The organism is Alteromonas sp. KC3, from assembly GCF_016756315.1.
Taxonomy (GTDB): Bacteria; Pseudomonadota; Gammaproteobacteria; order Enterobacterales; family Alteromonadaceae; genus Alteromonas.
In genome coordinates this window covers 919,103-939,878 of the sequence record NZ_AP024235.1, presented here as the reverse complement: position 1 = coordinate 939,878, position 20,776 = coordinate 919,103, and the positions used below count along the sequence as shown (strand labels likewise).

The window sequence follows — 20,776 nt, the reverse complement described above, 5'->3', positions numbered from 1 at the left end:
GCTTTATGTCTATTACTGCTACACAGCCTGAATCTATTGGCGATCCTCTTTGGTGCGTAAGCTGGAAATCAGAACTAAGTGTTGCTAGCGTCTGCTTCACGTACATAACGGTCTGTCAGATTTGGTTCTGTTATCTAAGATTTCAGATCAAGTTGGAATTAACTCGATTAATTACGCAAGAGCTGTTTTAAGGTTCTCTGCTCTTAGTATTCGCATGACATCAACGCTAACGGTGTGCAGAAAACACTGCTTCACCAACCACAGAAACACATCTCCACTCTTCGCTGTAATACTTGCGAAAGAAAGCTTTATTAGTGAGAGCACAGACCACTATGATAAAACTATAGAATCGCTTGCTAAAAACTAATTAGATAATGTTATGAGTGGAATGATTAACTCAACGTGGTTGAGAACCTTCAGCGTTCTTGCTGATACAAAAAACTTCAGGCTGGCAGCGGAAATGTTACACATGACGCAGCCTGGCGTCAGTCAGCACATCGCCAAGTTAGAGCAATTTCTAGGTCAAAAACTAATTGTTAGAGACGGTAAATCTTTTGAAGTGACACCAAAGGGTTTTGATGTCTTGGAGTATGCTCGCGAACTTATCCAGAACGAACAGCAATTACGAGAAAGAATTAGCGATGATGATCCTTTTTCAGGTCTATGCCGAATATCCATGCCTGGTGGCATTGGCAACTTAATCTACCCCTGGTTGCTAGATTTACAGGTTAAATTTCCAAGCCTTACTATTCACATTGAATTTAACCCAACGAAAACTGTTGAGCAGCTAGTTACTGACAATCTGTGTGACATTGGGCTTGTTACTCATGAGATAAACAACCGCTCTATAGAGCGAATGCCATTTTTATCAGAAAAGTTATGGTTGGTTTTACCTGAAAACGTCGAATGTACAAGTTACTCTCAACTACAAGAGTTAGGCTTTGTAGACCACCCAGATGGAAAAAAAATGGCAGAAAAAGTTCTACCTCTGATCTTTCCCGAAGAGTTTACCGGTTCTGATAGAATGCACGTTTCAGCCTACACCAACTCGGCACCCAAAATATGTCACCATGTTGCGAAAGGAGTTGGCTATACCGTACTGGACGAGTTTATGGTTCGTCTCAGTCCGGAATTTAAAAAGCTTAGAATTGTAAATTCCGATAGCATTTCATCTGACGAAATTGCCTACATTTATAAGGGCTCCTGGCCACTTCATCCACGAAACCGCTATATTATTGATTATCTTAACGAAAGAGCTAAGCAATACCTAAAACAGCAAAGTCAGCTTTGAACCTCTCAATCCAATAACAAACTGTTATCGATGCAATACCAATTGATAATTATATTTTCATTTTTACTCTTAGTAAGCTCCCTCCCGTCTTGTAATTCATAAGCCGACGAAGGAGTCTTTATGCAAAATGCATTAATCATTAACGCACATCATCCCTATCCATTTTCAGAAGGTAAACTGAACGCCGAGCTAGTTAAAAGAATTGAGAAAAACCTATCTGCAAAGGGGTTTGAGATTGAGCACACTGCCACATCTGAAGACTACGATATTGAAAAGGAGTTGGAAAAACATCGCTGGGCAGACCTGATCATTATTCAGGCCCCACTAAATTGGTTCAGCGTGCCATGGCCGATGAAAAAGTATATGGACGATGTCTACACTGCTGGCCTGGATGGTACTGTTTGTAACACTGATGGAAGAGTGTCGGAAAAGCCAAAAGAGAATTATGGCACAGGGGGAACCCTAAATGGCAGAAAATATATGCTCTCGATGACATTCAATGCCCCAGAAGAAGCATTCGACAATCCCTCTGAATATTTGATGCAAGGTAAAAGCGTCGAAGATCTTATGTTACATATGCATGTTAATTATCGATTTCTAGCCATGGAGGCTCTCCCAACATTTGTTTGCTACGACGTAATGAAAAATCCGACTATTGAAGAAGATTTCGTCCGCTTAGAGGCTCATCTTGACCATCATATTCCCGCAAACAAATAAAAGGAGAAAGTAATGAAATATGTTTTGATTACAGGTGCAAGCTCCGGAATAGGCATGGTTATGCATTAATTAAGGCATAGAGTCTGATTCTTCGAAATATACTCCCGCGTCTTTGCTAGCTGAGTACACATACGATTTGTTGGTAAGCGACCAAATTCTTGGTTACGTAGATAATGAAGATTTAATTTTGCAGGGACCGAAACTTGATTTCATCTCAGCTGGTCACTTATAGCTAGTCACCCAATAGACGTGTGAATTGGTCACTAAAATGCCAATAAAAAAACGGGCCAGCCCCAAAAAGCCTAGCCCGTTTTTACGTCGGGAACTCCGTACTTAACTTTTGTTATTCGGGCACGGTTTCAACTAGCACAACAGGTGCGCCAGTATCACTTGCATTAATGGCAAAACGCAGCGTTTGCGATTCACTTACCGTTAGCTGAATGTTGCCTGCACCTTGCGACAAAGTTAGCGACTCACCTACATTAATCGCACCGCCGTTACTGCCTAAGTTGGGCGACGACCAGTTGGCTTCGGCCACTTTAAACTCATGGGTGCCCGCGGTAACCGTAAAGCTTATTGCATAAATACCGGCACCTTCGTAAGTCATGGGTCGAGATGTACCCCAATCTCCCATAATACCGCGCACGTATATGGTTGTATCACCATAGGGGGCTGGTACTGCGTTGGGGTCTTGTGTCGTAATGGTGAGTACAGGGTTTGAATCGTTAGCAGCATCTAGCTCGAAGGTATAATCCCCGTCACTAATAACATTAAGCGAAAGGTTGTTACCGCCGTTGGTAAGCGTTGCCGACTGCCCTGCGCCCACGGTTATACCACCGCCTATGTTAGCAACATCAAAGTTTTCGTCTGCCAGTTTGAATTCATAACCACCCGACAGTAACCCAACTTCAATGCGGTATGTATCATTGCCGACATACTCTAGCGGCAACGAGGTATCCCACCCGTTCATACTACCTCGCAAGTACACGGTTCTATCGCCATACGGTGGCAAGGCAGATAATCCATATCCTTGCTCACCATTTTGTGGCTTCACAAAAATGGCAGTAGTCAGTGCAGGCACGTTAAAGGTGCCATTGCTAAATGTCGCACCTTGCACACGCTCATCGGCAGACGCCTGCTGGTTAGCGTGAAGCTCAAAGCCAACCGCATCGCCAATGGTAAAGCTTTGGTTGCTCTGGGTACCGTTAAATAGCACAACTATGGCATCGTTGTTTTCGTCAATATCAGTCAGGCCAATACCATCATCAAGACTCATCACAATAAGCCCTTGCACTTGCCCTTCTCCGGTATTGTGAAAGCGGATGCGCTGTGTAATATCCTGCGCACTGGTTAATCTAAATAGCTTGCTGGTAGCACGTACGTTTAAGAACTCTTTGAATAATGACGAAGTTAGCTGAATATCTTCTGCGCCAAATTGCGAATTAGGGTTAGCAGATACTTGGCTAATTTCACTCCATCTTGCTTGGTTGTCTTGCGCTAGTGGTAAACCAATATTCCAGTTGCTCATGGTTTTGGTGAAATCAACACGGTTAAACCAGTCACCGGCATCGTAGGTGTTGCGATCCATTGATTTAGAACGAATTAAGTCAGACCCCATGTGCAAAAACGGGATCCCTTGGCTTAATAACGGAATCGACAAGGCAACATTTTGCACGCGCACGCGATCTTGTAGCGACATATCTGCGGGCAAGCCATATTGAAGTTGATCCCACAGCGCTTCGTTGTCGTGCTTAGAAATGTAGTTAACGGTATCGGCAGGATCAATGCTGTAACCGGCAGGTTGTCCATTCCAGTTATAGTCATAGGCCGACAAGTATGAGCCATCGGCGGCAACGAACTGATAACTACCTACATTGCCTACTAAACCAATTCTAATAGTATCTTGGTCGTGCAAGCTGCCACCTTGATTAAACAGTGCAGCACTGCGCACTGCTTCACGCTGCCTGTCAGAGAAGGTCCCTATCTCAGAACCTGCCATATTCAGCTGTGCAGCTTGTTCAAAGCGACGATTGTTAACCACTTCACCGAAATTCCATCCCTCACCATAAAAGTAGGTGTCTGGATCTACAGCGCGCACTGCTTCGCGTGCGTCTAAAATAGCCTGTTTTGGAATATGCCCCATTAAATCAAAACGGAATGAATCAAAACCAAAATGCTCTGCAAAACTAACAAGCGAGTCATTCATTAACTTGGCCATCATTACGTGCTCGGTCGCTGTGTTTTCACAACAGGTTGAGTTTTCAATCCGCCCTGTTGTTTCGCTAAGACGCTGGTAGTAACCGGGTACCACTTTGTCTAATACTGAATTGTCATACAATCCCGAAGACGCCGTATGGTTATAAACCACATCAAGCACCACACGTAGTCCCATTTCATGTAACGCTTGGTTCATAGCGCGCATTTCTACAATACGGGTTTCGCCATCTGGGTCGGTAGCATAGCTTCCTTCTGGAGCTGCAAAGTGATGCGGATCATAACCCCAGTTAAATCCATCGTATGCACGCATCGATTCAATAAGAGCTTGAGCGTCTGTCGTACTTGGTGAATAGCTTTGTAAAACCTCAAGTAACGTTGCGTTGTCATTTTCAATACCACACACAGGGGCCTGAGCATTTACGCTACACAATTTGCCAACGGTGTCGGTTATATCCACACGACTTGCATCGTCTTCACGTATAGTTGCAATATCGTTAGCAGGTAACATATGAAAGTGTGTAAGACCGGCGTTTTGCAGTGATTTAAGGTGTTGAACTGGCGCTGAGTTTGACTCAGTAAACGCCATGTATTTACCGCGATTTTCTTCACTGGTGCTTTCATCAAGAATACTGAAGTCTCGGATATGACTTTCGTAAATAATGATGTCTTCTGGATCACCTGCCAACGGCACTACATGGTTATCCCACCCCGCAGGTTTTAAGTCAGCATCGTCAAGATTCACAAACTGCGTATAACGCCCATTAGTCGACAGTGAAATAGAGTATGGGTCGGTCGTTTCTACCACTTCGATATTTTGAGTTAGCGGATGATAAACACTTAGCTCGTAGCGATAGAACTGTCTATCAAGGGCCAATTTCTCACCCGAGTAGTGCCAAACCCCTGTTGCAGCATCAAGCGTCATGGGTTGAGTGCTTTGCAGTACTTTCGCCTTGTTATAAACCTTCAAATTAACCGACTGCGCCGTTGGAGCCCACACCGACGCGGTTATAGTATCGCCGTTGTAAACTACGCCTAACTCAGCTTCGTCAGCATCATTAGCGTTACGGGTATACAGGTAGTCTAATACTCGTGGAATTTGCACTCGTGTTGAGTCAAGTACATTACCTTCAGCATCTTTTGCTACCGCAACAAGCTGACCTGTAAGCAACTGCTTAACATCTGCCTCACTAACATCTAGCGAAAAGCCTGCAAACCCGTTTAGATGAGGGTTCGCGCTGTAGTGACTTTGCTCTGCTGGCGCCAATGTCATTGGAATACGTGTGGCAGAATCTAAGGCCCCAACGTTAAGTAGCGAAACTCCTGCACTATCGGCATCTAGGCTGGCGTCATTAGAATAGTAAAGGGCAATATCCGCAGCATCGCTGTGCGAGGTAAGCCACAACAGGGTATTATCATCCATCCAATGCGCTCTTGCGCCATCAAGAAATTGCGGACGACTGTCAAGCGGCGTGTACCAAAGCTCAGGAAAGCCATTAAACGTGAATGCTTGATTACCGTACTCTGGCTCAAAGCGACTATCAGCATCACCCAGAGCTTTGTCGTTACCTTTGTGCACAATAAAGTTGTAGCAGGCGGCTCCAGGTTCAACGGTTAAAATATAGTAAGCACCGTATTCTGGATGAACACCGTCTGCTGGGTACGGGTCTGGCCAATTGCTGAAATGCGAGCTTTGGGTAGTAGGTGCCGCATAGTTACCGCACGCTTGCCCATTCCAAAGGTGCAAGCCCCAACCGTCATATTGACCATCTTCGCGGTTGTAAAACACTGCTATTTGATTTTCGTCCAGTGTAAGTCCAGTACCACCTTCATCTTCCACAAAAGCATGCACACTTAACGACAGTGAAAAGCGCGCACGCTTCACCTCAAACCTTGCGGTAACGGTAGCGCTCTCACCACTTCCAAGCGACTCTGTATCAAGTGTTATATAAGGCACGCCTTCCTCTTCGCCACTTGCATTTGCTAGCGTGTGGCTTGAGGCATCAAACATAATTCGGATAGGCCCATTTAATGCCGAGTCACCGTTATTTTGAATGGTAATAGTCGAAACGTACTGTCGGTTAATGCGGTCAAATACCGGTCGACTGGCGAATTGGGTTTCTGCCGATTCGGTTTGCTGCCAATCGGCAAGCGAAGGGGTGCTGACCATTGCCAAAAATGGCAAACAAAAAATGGATGTTCTCTTCATCACCCCTCTCCTTATTTTGCAACGTGCTTACGACGAAGCGCCAGCACACCTAAGCCTAACGCCAGCAGTAACGAAGTTTGTGGCGCAGGCACGTCTGCGCTTTCGGTCAGCGACACATTGTCGAAAGTGAATGTTGATGAAAATGACTCAATGTTATAGCCGGGCGCTAACATAAATTCGAGGTAGTAACCGTCGTAGGTGTTATCGATTTGTGTGCTAAAGGTACCGCTGCCATCTTCATATCCGAAAAGCAGCGTTTCAACGTCAATGCCATTGTTTAGCAACACAAAGAACGCATCTGAAAAATCGTCGCTTTGTAAGTCAAAACCACTGAACAACCAATCAAAGCTTAAATCTAATTTTGTACCGTTTGCTACGCCTGACAAATTAAGTTGGGTGAATAGCGAATTAGAGATGCCATCCGGAATTAGGTTATTAGTGCTCAATTGAGCTGAACATTGTCCAGCATTATCAACAATTGCGAAATCACTGGTATCGGCAGGAGCTCCGAACCCATCCGAATCTAAACTCCAACCGCTGAAGTCGCACGTTTGAAAGTCACCATTTGTTATGAAGTTTGCGTTTGCTTGCGCACTTAAAAAAAGCGCTGCGAAAGCGACTAAAGCCTTAATATCCATTTGCCCACCCTGTTGTTAAATATTAATTTCCAGATGTAAAAATATTGTTTACATCGGCGAATACTATTTAAACAACTAACGCCTTGCTAGCGCGAAACAGCGAAAAGTGGGCTGAATACGTATGCAATGCATACATAGGAGGAAGCTTATAAATTAATAACTTACGAATGTTTCTTAATGGACTGAGAGATAATTGCGTCAGTACGCTCCTGATCAATATTCAAAGCAGTAATCGGGAATGGAATGACAATGCCCTCTTCATCGAAGCGCTTTTTAAGGGCTTTGATAAAGGCACTCTTGATAAAAAAACGATTGAAGTATTCGCGGGTTCTGAGCATCACCGTTAAATTTATACTGGAGTTATCAAATGTGTGAAACAACACAAACGGCTGAAAGGTTTTAACGCCGTATTCATGGTTGGCCAATACGTCCTCGGCCACGGCTAAACATACTTTTTCTACCTGCTCTAAGTCAGAACTATAGTGCACACCTACTTCAACTGGCACTGACAACTCGCGCTCGGGGTAGTAGTAATTGATCAATTTTGAATTAGACAACTTGCTGTTTGGCATGATCACAATGTTATTAGGCAACATTCTCACCCATGTAGACCGCCAGCCAATTTTCTCGACAAAGCCCTGCTCTCCGGAATCAAGTTCAATGAAATCGCCTATTCTAATAGGCTTGTCCATGACCAACTGTATACCTGAAAAGAAGTTTTCCAGCGTGGGTTGAAGTGCAAGAGCCACAGCCAATGAGGTGATACCCAACGATGCCACAACGGGCGTAATAGAAATCCCCATTGTGCTTAAAATAATAAGTACTGCCATAATGGCAAAGACAGCACGTACCGCCCCACTGGCGATTGCGCTGGTATTTTTAACTAACGTTGATTGGTCGCGATAACGTCTAAGAGAATAGGTAACAAAGCGTTCAAGAAGCAGAAAAAGCGTAATGATAAGACCGGCTTCTATCGAAATACCCAACGCCTGCACAACGGCTTTATCTTCCACTTGGAAAACCGCTACAACGCTTTTAACCAGTGATAAGAAAATCACTAAAATAAGTAGGTTTAACGGCGCATTTAGCGACAACACCAGCACGCGATAGATATTTGACATGCTGCTTGTTTCAGAGCGGGCTTTTTCTTTAAGCCGCACCAAAATAAGGCGCTTTATCACAAAAAGCAAAACCACAACGGCGACTAAGCTGACAATAGCCATAGCCTGCTTATTTTGTAAAACGCTAGATATTTCCACGACTTAAAAGCTCCATACGTAAGATAACAAACCGTATTTGAACACTCATGATCTTGTTGTTAACGTTTATACGCAAAAGCCACACCAGATGATCTCGTTACGCAATGTTAAGCTATGTTACGCCGTGTGCTGCTAGCTTTTTTCAGCTTTAGGGATCACCGTTACATTGTATTTCTTTGCCAAGGCAATTAGCTTATCATCATCAGGATATAGCGCTAATGCAGTACTCACGATGCGTTGTCCCTTGGCAATCCAGTTTTCTTCATTGTTCGCTGCTTCATTGTTACCTACATCGCTACTTTTGCTACCTTGCTCTAACAGTACTAACGCATAGTTGTGAAGGTAAGGGAGTTGCGTTTTGCCAGCCTCAAACCCTTTATCGAACCATGCTATGGCTTTGGCGTTGTCGCCTTGCTCCATGTGGTAGTTTGCTATTAAAAAATAACTTAGCCACTGCGAGGGCCAATGGGTTGATGCGGTTTCCAAAAATGCAAGCGCGCGCGCTTTATCGCCTACTTTTAGCATGTCATATGCCGCACTGGTATAGTGGTATGGCTTCATTTCATTTGATGTTTTATCTGGCGGAATAGGCGCCAAATACCAGTAGTTACCTCGTCCCCAAGTGCGCTCAAAAAGCTCTAACGACATTTCGTGATTGGCGGTCTCGCCAGTGTGCAGTGTGACAGCCCCTTTATCACTGTCAAAGCCAATTACCACGGCATAGTGCCATTGAGGCAACAATGCGATTGATAAGTTTTGAAATACGATTACAGGGATGTCGTCTTTGACTAGCCCCATTATGGAAGAAAGCGTACCGCGCTCAGTGTAAGGCAAGAACCCGTATTGTCTGGTTGCACTGACCATTTCTAACTGCAGGCTACCTTCCTTGTTAGGAATAAATAACTTGGGCGCTATTTCCTCAGGTGTCGCTGTAACACCGTAATAGCCAAACACTTCAGATAATGTCGTGGGGCCACAATAGTATTGCTGTTGTGGATAAAATGGGACTGCGCTAATTGTGTGAGAGTCAGGTAACGACGCTAACCCCTGTTGACGTAAACGGTCAGCCTGCGGGGTAGACTGACACCCCGCAAGTAATAACAAACCGAATACAAAAACAGTTTGCTTTAGTGATACAACCATCTTACTAGTTGCTGATTGGACGAATAAATGGATAAACGTCTGTTACGCCAGCTAAGTCTAGAATTGCGATAACAGCAAGAACGGTAAGTACGGCACCCACTACGCCACCTGCTGGCGCTTGGTTAATTTCAGCGTTAAGCTGCGCAATCTCACTGTCTGTCATTGCATTTATTCTTGCAATGGCATCATCGCTATCCACACCCAAACCTACAAGCTTGCTTTGCACATCTGCGCGGCTAACCATATCTATCAACTGCTGCTTGTTATATTGAGCAGCTTGGGTCTGCATAACGGTATCTGAGCTAATCGCTTCTGCCTGTACACCACCAGCCATTAGTACTGTTGCTGAAAAGCAACCAATTGCCATAGATTTTAAATACTTCATTAGGTTTCCCTCTTATGTTTGCATCAAGGTAATAGCCGTCAATAGGCTTCGTTTAACATTAATAAACGTCTACACTGTATTTGCACTTATGTTTTCAAGGCGCATCAGCAGAAAATTATTTGCGAGCGCCGTTATTGTTGATAGCAATTAAAGCGCCAATACGGCATCTACGTTTAAAAGCGCAGAAATGATTCAATAATAATGGTGCACTAACGCGGGCAATTATTGAGTGAAAAAGAGAGCAAGCTATTGAGAGTGTTGCACAGGTATTTTGTATGTTGGCTTGTGGTGTTGTGTGGACTGGGTGCCTGTAGCACCAATGACTTTTTTCGCCAAAAAGCGAAGCCCATCCCCCTTGAAAGGGCCTATGGGTATGGGGTTTTACCCGATTTAAGTGGGCTTAATAACAAGGCGTTAAAAGCCAAGTGCGAACAGCAGGAACGTACAACGGCACTAGGGGTTACGTTACTTTTGCATTGCACTTACGAATTACTGAGCAGAAAAAACGTAAGTGCTGAAAATCGCCAGTTTGCCCTTCACCATTACAACTGGGCGGTGGGGACTTTATTCCAACAGCGCGACATTCAGAGCAACTTGGTTCAAGTAAATTATTCCGGTCCTAGTAAAATTTTCCTAGTGGATGACATGATCCCAACCGAAGATCGGCTACAGCCGACCGTGTTTGGACAACTGGGCAGTGCTGCGGTGAGTTTTCAGAAAAACAGATCCAGTGAAAATACCAATATCGATCCGAACTTTCCTCTAGAAGGCATATTTTCCTCCTTCAGCATTTATGCCAGCGCAGTAACACTTGAAGGGCTTCGACTTCACGTTACCTTACACGCCGTTCCCGTTAACAAAACAACGTATGTCGATTTTTCTCAGCAGCAATATGCGCTGCGCTACTCTGAGGGTGCCGCATTTTTAGGTTTACTACAAAGTGCAGATATCCACAATTTCAGTTGGTTGGGTTTCACCAACGCGGAAAAAGCAGAAAGCCGTATGGGCGTATTTAGTATAGGTGCGCTGTCATCATCAAAAACGCCACTTATTATGCTGCATGGGCTAAACTCAGATCCGTTGATTTGGCGCTATCTCACTATGGCCATTTTGAACGACGAAACATTGAGTCAGCGTTTTCAAATATGGCATGTGTATTACCCTTCTGGCCCGCCTCCCTTTTACAATGCTATGCGCGTACGCAAGCTACTTAATCAACTAAAAGTGCGCGTTAGCCCTGAATCTTCATTGGAAAATGCAGTCATCGTTGGGCATAGCATGGGCGGAGTTATCGCAAAACTTCTTACTAGCCAACCCCATGATAAACTGTGGGACGCTACTTTCACGTCTCCACCAGAAAGCTTATTGAGCGAAGACGATACAGACGTGCGCGATGTGTTTTTATTTTCTCCGGTATTTAAGCACAACACCGTTTTCTTTTTAGATACTCCTCATAGAGGGTCGGATGTTGCCAATAGCCTTATAGGAAGTATTGGCTCATCTCTTATCAGCTTGCCGTTTAACTTCAGAGAACTCTTTCGTGGTTTTATTGAAAAGGTCGGCGTTAATAAGTTAACCCAGGCTATGCTGCCATTTTTACAAAATTTCGGCCCCGATAGCGTGCAGGTATTGCGCCCTAATCACCCCTTAATGACCGCCCTTGCGACAACACCTGTTGAAGGAAAAAGTTATTCAATAATTGGGTCTACCAGTGCGCTTGAGTGCGATACACCAATACGCTGCGCAGCCATTAGCGACTCTGTGGTCACGTATTCAAGTGCGTTTATTGAAGATGCAGAAGAAACTATTATCGTTGCTTCGTCACACAATTCATTCAAAAGCACGCAAGCTATCCAATTCATCTTAGAAAAGCTGCATGATATTGATAAATAGCGTATTATTTAGTGATATTCGCAAAACCTACTATTAACTGGTGTCAGTGTGCGGGAGCTACTACGTGTCTAGAATGAACTACCATCATCTGTACTATTTTTGGCGTGTAGCGAATACAGGCAACCTCACTCAAGTTGCTAATGAAATTCACTTATCTCAATCTGCCATTTCAGCTCAGCTTAAGCAGTTTCAAGAGAATATGGGAGTAGCACTACTTATTCGCAAAGGCCGCTCATTGGTGCTTACACCGCAAGGAAAGCAAGTACTTGCCTATGCCGATGAAATATTCTCAAAGGGTGAAGAACTTGAGAACCTAATCAATAAAGGGCTACCTTCACAGTTAAGTCATATTTCGATTGGCGTACTTTCAAACCTTTCGAGAAATTTTGTCGAAAGCTTCACTCTGCCATTGATCAACGACAAGTTTGCGACCTTTTCGCTACAAACCGGTAGCTTAGACTCGTTGCTTGAAGGGTTATCAAGCTTTCGCTTCGACATTATCTTAACCAATCACAATGTCGAATTAGGCCAACAAAACGGTATTTGGCACAGTGAATTAGTTTCTCGCCAAGCTATTGAAATTATTGGCCCGTCTAAGCCCAAACGCGCGCGAAAATTCCCGCAAAGTTATGCAGATGCCTCGTGGGTTTTACCTTCTCAAAACAGTGAAATACGTTCGGCGTTCAGTATTGCCTGTGCCAAGGTACAATACGCACCAAAGATTAAAGCGGAAACTAACGATATGGCTATGCTACGTCTACTGGCTCGTGACAGCGGCGCTTTTTCGGTGATGCCTTCCGTTGTAGTACGTGATGAAGTGGCCAATGGGCTGCTACATGTGCAACAAAGCCTGCCTGATGCCTACGAACACTTTTATGCCGTTACATTAGCAAAGAAAAAAGTGCCACCTCATGTGCAAAACATTATCGACAATGCCAAAAATAGCGAACATTTCGTTACGCAGCCACTGTTTAGCTAACCTGCCACTACACGTCCAATACGATTATTAATCGCTATCCACGGTGTGCTGGTTGGCGTACTTTCTAGATAAATGCACGACAGCGCGAGTTTATCTAATTGATGCAGTGCAGCGTAGAATTGGGCACTGTATTCACTGGCGTTGTCAGAAAGTTGAATATGACAATCGTCGTCTAGATGCCCAGCTAAACGTGGCTGTGAATAGCTAATGACACCCTCATTGGATCTGAGCCCTCTTCTCTCAAGTTCTTCTGTTGATAGTAAGAACACAGGCGTATCTGGTTGGTAATGTTGCTTGGCACTACCTGGCACTGTAATACCTAAATTGGACGCATAACGCACTTTGCGCCCTAATGCACGTTCAAGCATTACATCGTCAATGGGGCCAGGACGCAAAATTGTCGGCACATCCTGAGTTACATCAATAATGGTTGATTCAATGCCAACTTCGGCACTACCGCCATCAACAACTGCTGCTATGCGTCCATTGAGCGACGTCAAAACATGTGCCGCGGTAGTCGGGCTTATGAATTTATATCGATTGGCCGATGGCGCAGCCAGACCCGTTCCCGATGCCTGTATTAGAGAAATGAAGTCTTTACTTGCTGGGCATCTAAGCACTACAGTGTCCTGCCCCCCCGTCACCGCGTCTAATACCCAATATTGCTTTTTGAGCAATATTGACAGTGGACCAGGCCAAAAGGCATTGGCTAGCTCAAAAGCGATATCCGGAATATCTTTGGCCCATTTCGCCATATCAGCGGCACTTGCAATATGTACGATTAGTGGGTTAGAAGCGGGACGCGCTTTGGCTTCAAATATCTTCGCTACTGCACGCTCGTTGGTCGCATCCGCAGCTAACCCATATACGGTCTCTGTTTTAATCGCGACGCACTCTCCAGCCTGAATAAGCGTTGCAGCTCGACTGATATCGTCAGGAAAGGCTAATGTAGGTGTGTCTGTATTCATGATGAACCTAGCAATTATGTCTCATGCTATCATCCGCCAAAACAAACTATAAATAAATTTCAAATTTTATAAACCATACATTCATTTAAATTAACTTTAAAATCCAAATATAACAGTAAAACTATGAATTAAAACGAACAAAGTAAAAACAATTAATTAACAATTAAATAAATTAGAACGAAAAACAAAAATTTAAATATTTAATTTATTTAAAAAGAGATGCTTTACTCCACACAGTAAAAAGGAGTACATCATGTCGTCACAAACCAGTTCATTTCTGCTTGTTCTATTACCGCTGTTTTGGACTTTAATGTCGTGGTTCAGCGGGCCAAGAAACACATTTTTTTCAAAGCTTTATATTGAAAGAATAGCAATATGGGGCAGTATTATTTTGTTTGCTATTTCACTTGTTGTTGGATTTATCGAGAACAACACTGCAAATGTAAGTTCCATGCTGGTTACCCTCTCTCCATTGAAGTCAGCCGTTATTTTAACGGTGGTAGCAATTGGCGTAATTCTTATGCGCTTCTCGCGCAATTACTTTGTCGGTGAAGCATGCTACCCGCGTTTCTTAAAGTGGATGCAACTTACTCTTGCGTCAGTGGTTATTACTATACTAGCTAATCACCTCATCGTTTTCTGGTTTGGCTGGCTGGCAGTAAGTTTGTCGTTGCATAACCTACTTTTATTATATCCCGACCGTCCCCGCGCCATCGTTGCAGCACATAAGAAATTTATTTTAGCCAGAACCTCTGAATTGTTTATGGCCGGCGCATTTGCGTTACTTTACTTGGCTTTTGATACGCTTTACATCAACCAAATTGTCAATGCACTTGTGCAAACCTCGTTAATCAATAGTGACGCACTGAGTAGTACACAGCAAGAGTATACTGAGCTTGCGGCTTGCTGTATTGCCATAGCAGCACTCATAAAATGTGCACAACTTCCAGCGCATGGATGGCTAATTAATATTGTTGAAGCGCCAACACCCGTTAGTGCACTACTTCATGCCGGTGTCATTAATTTAGGCGGGTATTTGTTATTAGCTTTTGCCCCACTCATTGCCTTTCATGCTTCTGCACAATGGATCTTAGCCGTTGGTGCTGGTTTAAGTGTGTTATTTAGTGCGCTCGCCATGACCACGCGCGTAACGGTAAAAGTTCGCTTGGCGTGGTCTACGTCGTCGCAAATGGGTTTAATGTTGGTTGAATGCGCCCTTGGCCTGTATTCTCTTGCGCTTATTCATTTGGTTGCGCACTCATTCTACAAAGCGTATGCCTTCCTAAATTCTGGTTCGGCGGTCTTCGAAGCGCTAGAAGATGATATTAGTGCCCATCGAACGCCACAGTTTGCAGATTGGTTAAATGCACTGTTTGTTACATCACTTATTGTGTTGGCCAGCTTTTCATTTGCTGAATATCAAGGGCCGCTAAGCCCATGGCTGCTTATCACGCTAGCCTTTACGGCCTACATCGCCACACGCACAGCGAATTCAGATCAAACACAGTTGTACGTTCTAGTAGGCATTTCTATTGTGCTCATTAGCGTATATAGCACAGCAAAAGACATGGTAACCCGCTACCTTTTTGCGCATTTCCCAGCGCCTGCTTCTATGTTGTCAACTATCGATATCTGGGTTGCCAGTCTAATTGCCGCGCTTTTTGTTATTCACATCGCAATGCAAACCTTCGGACATAAACCTGCAGTTCAGCGATTTAAACAATTGCTTTTTGCAGGCCTATACCTAGATGAATGGTTCACGAAAATCACCTTGAAAGTGTCGCCTATTTCACTTCGCAAACGCAGTACAACCAAGCAGACCTCAGCGTCAGTTACTCACATTGGAGGCAAGTAATGGCTGTTATATCGCTCAATACCACTAATTTAGATACTAAACGCCTGTATCGCGCTGCTAGCGAGGCATGTGATAGCGTTGCGCCCAACTTTCCATTAGACAAAATGATTGCTGTGAATCCATTTTGGAAGCTAATTGACGCACCTTTTCAGGATGTATCAGCGCGCGTGCACGCACTTACTGGAATAAACGCAATTATGCCTGCGTCGCATTGGCTCGACCTTTATAAAGAAGGGGCCATTTCAGACGATGCCATAAAACACAGTATGGACCTGTATGGCATTAATCTGGATAAAGAAACGTTTCTATCCACCCTAACTGATGATGCTCAATCGCCACCTTTACCGCTATTGACCAAACATTTCGACGCTTACCGAGGCGCTAGCGAAATGACATGGGAAGAAGAATGCACATTTCAGATTAGCCAGTTTTGTGCAGCTTATTTTCAGCATGAATCGCCTCTTGTTCAAATAGAAGGAAACTCACCAGCGGACACCTTATATAAGAGCTGGCTAAACGGTTTAAAGCACGACACCGGTATTAGCGTGTTGATGAACACCAAAAGCCTTAAAGGCATTTTCAAATCTTTGCCAGACACAGTCGATGCACTACTAAGGGAATCTGCAGATGAGCTTGGCCTTGAACCCGTGCGCGCAAAGGATTATTTCTATGCGCTGATTATGAGTATTAATGGCTGGGCGTCGTATGTTGCCTACCGCACCTGGCTGAAAGACAGTAATGAAATGCAAGGGTTGCTCGCTATTCGCTTAGCATGGGAACTTATCATTCATCGCTATTACCAAGCACATCAGCTGGAAAGAGGTCAGCAGGTTAGCATTAGGTGGCAATACTTGCTTAAACAGCTTCCAGCACGTATTGCACAGCATAAAGACAAAGAACTCGCCTTATGGGTAATGATGTATGCCTATGAATACGAGCAACAGCAGCGCTTGCAGTCAAAACTCATAACATCATCGCCAGCCCCGCAGCTTACGCCCGACGTACAGGCCATTTTCTGCATTGATGTACGCTCGGAAGTAATTCGTCGTATTTTGGAACTTAAAAGCTCGACAATTAAAACGATGGGCTTCGCTGGTTTCTTTGGAATGCCTATCGCTTATGCCCCTGCGAATACCGACGCAACACGCCCTCAATTACCTGGGCTTTTGTCTCCCAAGCTTACGGTAAAAGAAAAAGACGCCACTTCTCATAGAGCCGAGTTAATTCAGCAGCGCGCCACTTGGCACAAGTGGAGTAAGTCCCCCCTTGGCAGTTTCTCTATGGTTGAATCGGCAGGCTGGTGGTATGCCTTTAAGCTACTGAAAAATACCCTGATGCCATCAAGTAAAGAGAACCCAATTAATACGCTGAGTCATCACAACGAATGGGAAATCAGTAATGAACGCGGCTTACTTAGTCTAGATGACAAAGTAGCCCTTGCCGCAGGTGCCCTCAAAATGATGGGGATGACAAAGTTTTCGCCAACGGTATTGCTGGTAGGACACGGTAGCAAATCTCGCAATAACTTACATGCAGCAGGACTAGATTGCGGCGCCTGTGGCGGTCAATCTGGCGAAGTAAACGTGCGAGTATTGGCACAGCTTTTAAACGAAGGTGAAGTGCGCAAAAAGCTCATAAGTATGGGTTACAAAATTGCTGGCAATACTCGCTTCGTGCCAGCACTACACAATACCACTACCGACGATATTGAGTGTTTCGATACTCAAGTGCCCCAGAAAGTTAAAAACTTGCTTGTTGAAGCCAAGCACCAAGCACAGAAGGAACGGGCTAAGCATTATAGTAAGAATCTACCTTTTGAATCCGACAAAAAGCGCAACCAACGTTTTCAACACCGTGCCTGTGATTGGTCGCAGGTACAGCCTGAATGGGGATTAGCAGGCAACGCCTCTTTTATTATTGGACCTAGAATTCGCACTCGTGGTCTCGATTTAGAAGGTAAGAGTTTTCTGCACGATTACACATGGCAAACAGATGAAGATAGCGCTGTGCTAGAAACCTTAATGACAGCGCCAATGATTGTTACGAATTGGATAAACAGCCAATACAACGCATCGGTTGCCGACAATCAAAAGCTGGGCAGCGGTAACAAAGTGCTTCACAACGCGCTTTTTAACAATATTGGCGTGTTTGAAGGCAATTCGGGTGACCTGCGCATTGGCCTATCTAAACAATCGCTGCATAACGGTGAACGTTGGGTACACCAGCCACAGCGACTCAGCGTTTACATTGTCGCGCCTAGCAGCAAAATTTTGCAAATAGTGCAAAAACACCAAATGCTGCAGGACCTCATTAATAATGACTGGCTGTATGTATTTAGCTGGGAAAGTCCCGCTGTTATCGAAAGACTATACAAAGGCAAGTGGTACAAATCCCACGGTTTGAGTATGTAAGTAGTGTGTTGTGTGTAGGAGAAGTGACAGGGACGTCTTTTTCTCCTTACTGTTCAATTTTCCCTCGACTTATGCAGTGTATTTCCTTATAGTGCGCCGGCTTTTACATATTGGTGGCATTCCCATCAGTATCTCCTCTTTAGTTTTACCCTCTGGAAACCTGTTTTGATTACCACTGCAAATATCACCATGCAATTTGGCTCTAAGCCATTATTTGAAAATATTTCTGCTAAATTTGGCAACGGCAACCGATATGGCCTTATTGGCGCAAACGGTTGCGGTAAGTCTACCTTTATGAAAATTTTAAGCGGTAAGCTTACCCCGTCATCAGGAAATGTATCGATGGCGCCAGGTACAAAGCTTGGTATTTTAAGCCAGGATCAATTTGCATTCGAAGAGTTCAGTGTTGTTGATGCGGTGATCATGGGTGACCGTGAGCTATGGGAAGTTAAGCAAGAACGCGATGCCATATACAGCAAAGCTGAGATGAGCGAAGAAGACGGTATGCGTGTTGCGGACCTTGAGACCCAATTTGCTGAAATGGACGGTTACACCGCAGAAGCCCGTGCAGGTGATATTCTTAATTCAGCGGGCATTGATGAAAGCTATCACTTTGGGTTAATGAAAGAAGTTGCACCCGGTAAGAAAGTACGTGTACTTCTTGCTCAAGCTCTGTTTGCTGAGCCTGACATTTTGTTACTCGACGAACCGACCAACAACTTGGATATTTACACCATTAGCTGGCTTGCTGACGAATTAAACAAACGTAAGTCGACAATGCTGATTATTTCGCACGACCGTCACTTCTTAAACTCGGTGTGTACCCACATGGCCGATATCGACTATGGCGAACTGCGCATTTATCCGGGCAACTACGACGATTACATTCAAGCTGCTATGTTAGTGCAAGAGCAGTTGCATGCCGAAAATGCGAAGAAGTCGGCAGAAATCGAGGAACTCCAAAGTTTCGTAGCGCGATTCTCAGCTAACGCATCAAAGGCAAAGCAAGCAACCTCGCGCGCGCGACGCCTTGAAAAAATCGAGCTGGCTGAAGTAAAAGCGTCGAGCCGCCGCAAGCCTTACATTGTATTTAAGCAACATAAAAAACTTCACCGACTTGCGATCACCCTTGAAGAGCTTGGTCACAGCTACCCAGACCTACCGCTTTTTGACAACGCAAATTTGCTTTTAGAAGCAGGACAACGTCTAGCCATTATCGGTGAAAATGGCGCGGGTAAAACAACGCTACTGAAGTGTTTAGTTAACGATATTGAACCTACGTCGGGAAGTTATAAATGGGCTGAAAATGCCGCTATTGGTTACATTCCACAAGACAATGCGAAATATTTCGCCGACGATCTTACGATGTTCGAATGGATGAGCCAGTGGCGCAGTCCAAAGCACGACGACCTTCAAATTAAAGGGATGCTTGGTCGACTGTTATTTACATCTGACGATTTTAACAAACGCGTTCAAGTGTGTTCAGGTGGTGAGAAAAACCGTTTGTTGTTTGGCAAGCTAATGCTTGAAGACATTAACGTTTTGGTAATGGACGAGCCAACTAACCACATGGACATGGAGTCTATCGAAGCGCTAAATAATGCTCTTTTCAAATTCGATGGTACCGTGATTTTTGTAAGCCACGACAGAGAATTCGTGTCTTCACTTGCAACGCAAGTTATTGAAATAAAAGATCAGAAACTTAACCACTTCGATGGCAATTACGAAGAGTTTTTGGCTCACAAAGAAAACGCCTAAAACCAATACTTGTGTGAGGCGACTTTGTTAAGCCTCACACGCTCCTCTTCCTTGCAATCTCAGTCACCTGCCTTAAATGCAGTTAGTGTGCGGCAAAGTAATCCGCAGCCACCTCAGCCAAGTCGTTAATATAGTCAATAATTACTTGTTTAACGGGAATTAATTCATCTTGAGTTAGTTCGTCAAAATCACTCGGCGCGGAAAAGCTTTCCAGTTTGAGGTTTTTCGCTTTATCGTTGGTAAGTACTTCAAATTCAGGTAACGACGATACCTCAATTGGCGTGTCGATGCGTTCAACACTCACAGTAAAGCTTGCCGAAGCAACGTAATTATCGGTCCCTAGAAAGCTGCGGGTGAATAAACCATACCCTTCGCTTGTATGCTCAACACACCCATAAGTACCACATTCTGTCGCCGCTATAGTGGGGGTTTCATAAACGATAACCACAGCCGACACCCCGGCGCTAACTAGCGCATTTCTTAATGTATCAGCACCATTAAAAAACACTGATTTGTCCTGTTCATTTACGACAAAATTCGTTTTTTCATTCATTGACAATAAAACAGATTTATCAACGGTATCTAGCGTAGCAACGTCAACAACATCATAACCACTACTCGATTCTATTTTGGCCTTAAGCGTATTGAAAATAGTTGATTTAATTTGCCAGTCATACGGGTATTGCTTGGTAAAATTATTAAACGTAGTGGTACCAAGGTGTGTATGGGTGGGATGTTCACTGACATTGACGAGTACAGCTATTTTTTCAACAGGCGCTTTCTGTGAAAGCTGCCGATTGTCACTTTTTCCTGAATCGGCGGTAGTATCAGTATCTTGTTTGCCACTTCTAGTGGGGGTCGCGTTAGACGTATCGTCACCTTTCACCGCTTCATCAGAAGTATTAACAGCGGGGTCAGTTACGGTGGGAATATCCTTTGAAACGCACCCGGCAACCATTAATAACACAAATATAACACCAATCTGAGAACATAACTTCATTGTGAATCCTTGTAGTGGTCCCTTTTGTTGCACTATGTCTTTAATACTCTTTTGGT

Annotated in this window: 14 protein-coding genes; 7 read left to right on the top strand and 7 right to left on the bottom strand. The window is 44.2% G+C overall.

Annotated features, from left to right (window positions below; all coding sequences use genetic code 11):
- The first annotated feature begins 379 nt into the window (after positions 1–379).
- Positions 380–1,291 (top strand): LysR family transcriptional regulator, encoded by a 912-nt coding sequence (locus JN178_RS04160; protein ID WP_202263990.1) that lies wholly within the window; start codon positions 380–382, stop codon positions 1,289–1,291.
- A 120-nt stretch (positions 1,292–1,411) separates the two neighbouring features.
- Positions 1,412–2,008, top strand: a complete 597-nt coding sequence (locus tag JN178_RS04155; RefSeq protein WP_202263987.1) for an NAD(P)H-dependent oxidoreductase — start codon at positions 1,412–1,414, stop codon at positions 2,006–2,008.
- 343 nt (positions 2,009–2,351) lie between these two features.
- Here JN178_RS04155 and pulA read toward each other — a convergent pair whose 3' ends face one another.
- The 5 genes from pulA to JN178_RS04130 all read right to left on the bottom strand — a co-directional run bounded on the left by pulA (position 2,352) and on the right by JN178_RS04130 (position 9,856).
- Positions 2,352–6,431 (bottom strand): pullulanase-type alpha-1,6-glucosidase, encoded by a 4,080-nt coding sequence (pulA, locus tag JN178_RS04150; RefSeq protein ID WP_202263984.1) that lies wholly within the window; start codon positions 6,429–6,431, stop codon positions 2,352–2,354.
- An 11-nt stretch (positions 6,432–6,442) separates the two neighbouring features.
- Positions 6,443–7,069, bottom strand: a complete 627-nt coding sequence (locus tag JN178_RS04145; protein WP_202263981.1) for a PEP-CTERM sorting domain-containing protein — start codon at positions 7,067–7,069, stop codon at positions 6,443–6,445.
- Between the two features lie 161 nt (positions 7,070–7,230).
- Positions 7,231–8,292, bottom strand: a complete 1,062-nt coding sequence (locus tag JN178_RS04140) for a mechanosensitive ion channel family protein (RefSeq protein ID WP_442859692.1) — start codon at positions 8,290–8,292, stop codon at positions 7,231–7,233.
- A gap of 168 nt (positions 8,293–8,460) precedes the next feature.
- Positions 8,461–9,471 (bottom strand): PA2778 family cysteine peptidase, encoded by a 1,011-nt coding sequence (locus JN178_RS04135; RefSeq protein ID WP_202263966.1) that lies wholly within the window; start codon positions 9,469–9,471, stop codon positions 8,461–8,463.
- Positions 9,472–9,475: 4 nt separating this feature from the next.
- Positions 9,476–9,856 (bottom strand): PA2779 family protein, encoded by a 381-nt coding sequence (locus JN178_RS04130; RefSeq protein WP_202263964.1) that lies wholly within the window; start codon positions 9,854–9,856, stop codon positions 9,476–9,478.
- A 225-nt stretch (positions 9,857–10,081) separates the two neighbouring features.
- Here JN178_RS04130 and JN178_RS04125 point away from each other — a divergent pair, with 225 nt between their 5' ends.
- Complete coding sequence (locus JN178_RS04125) at positions 10,082–11,749, top strand: esterase/lipase family protein (RefSeq protein WP_232369689.1); 1,668 nt, start codon at positions 10,082–10,084, stop codon at positions 11,747–11,749.
- Positions 11,750–11,822: 73 nt separating this feature from the next.
- The gene (locus JN178_RS04120; RefSeq protein ID WP_232369755.1) at positions 11,823–12,728 is read left to right on the top strand and encodes a LysR family transcriptional regulator; all 906 of its coding nucleotides are present in this window, start codon (positions 11,823–11,825) and stop codon (positions 12,726–12,728) included.
- On the opposite strand, the gene JN178_RS04115 is transcribed toward JN178_RS04120, so the two are convergent.
- Positions 12,725–13,696 carry an L-threonylcarbamoyladenylate synthase gene (locus tag JN178_RS04115; RefSeq protein ID WP_202263960.1) on the bottom strand — a complete coding sequence of 324 codons (972 nt, stop codon included), beginning with the start codon at positions 13,694–13,696 and terminating at the stop codon, positions 12,725–12,727. The genes JN178_RS04120 and JN178_RS04115 overlap by 4 nt on opposite strands.
- 253 nt (positions 13,697–13,949) lie before the next feature.
- Here JN178_RS04115 and JN178_RS04110 point away from each other — a divergent pair, with 253 nt between their 5' ends.
- The 3 genes from JN178_RS04110 (at position 13,950) to JN178_RS04100 (ending at position 19,720) form a co-directional block, all read left to right on the top strand.
- The gene (locus JN178_RS04110; RefSeq protein ID WP_202263958.1) at positions 13,950–15,551 is read left to right on the top strand and encodes an NADH-quinone oxidoreductase subunit L; all 1,602 of its coding nucleotides are present in this window, start codon (positions 13,950–13,952) and stop codon (positions 15,549–15,551) included.
- The gene (locus JN178_RS04105) at positions 15,551–17,962 is read left to right on the top strand and encodes a YbcC family protein (protein WP_202263956.1); all 2,412 of its coding nucleotides are present in this window, start codon (positions 15,551–15,553) and stop codon (positions 17,960–17,962) included. Before JN178_RS04110 ends, JN178_RS04105 begins: the two co-directional genes overlap by 1 nt.
- Before the next feature lie 165 nt (positions 17,963–18,127).
- The gene (locus JN178_RS04100; protein WP_202263954.1) at positions 18,128–19,720 is read left to right on the top strand and encodes an ABC-F family ATPase; all 1,593 of its coding nucleotides are present in this window, start codon (positions 18,128–18,130) and stop codon (positions 19,718–19,720) included.
- A gap of 82 nt (positions 19,721–19,802) precedes the next feature.
- Here JN178_RS04100 and JN178_RS04095 read toward each other — a convergent pair whose 3' ends face one another.
- The gene (locus tag JN178_RS04095; protein WP_202263952.1) at positions 19,803–20,720 is read right to left on the bottom strand and encodes a hypothetical protein; all 918 of its coding nucleotides are present in this window, start codon (positions 20,718–20,720) and stop codon (positions 19,803–19,805) included.
- Positions 20,721–20,776: the final 56 nt, after the last annotated feature.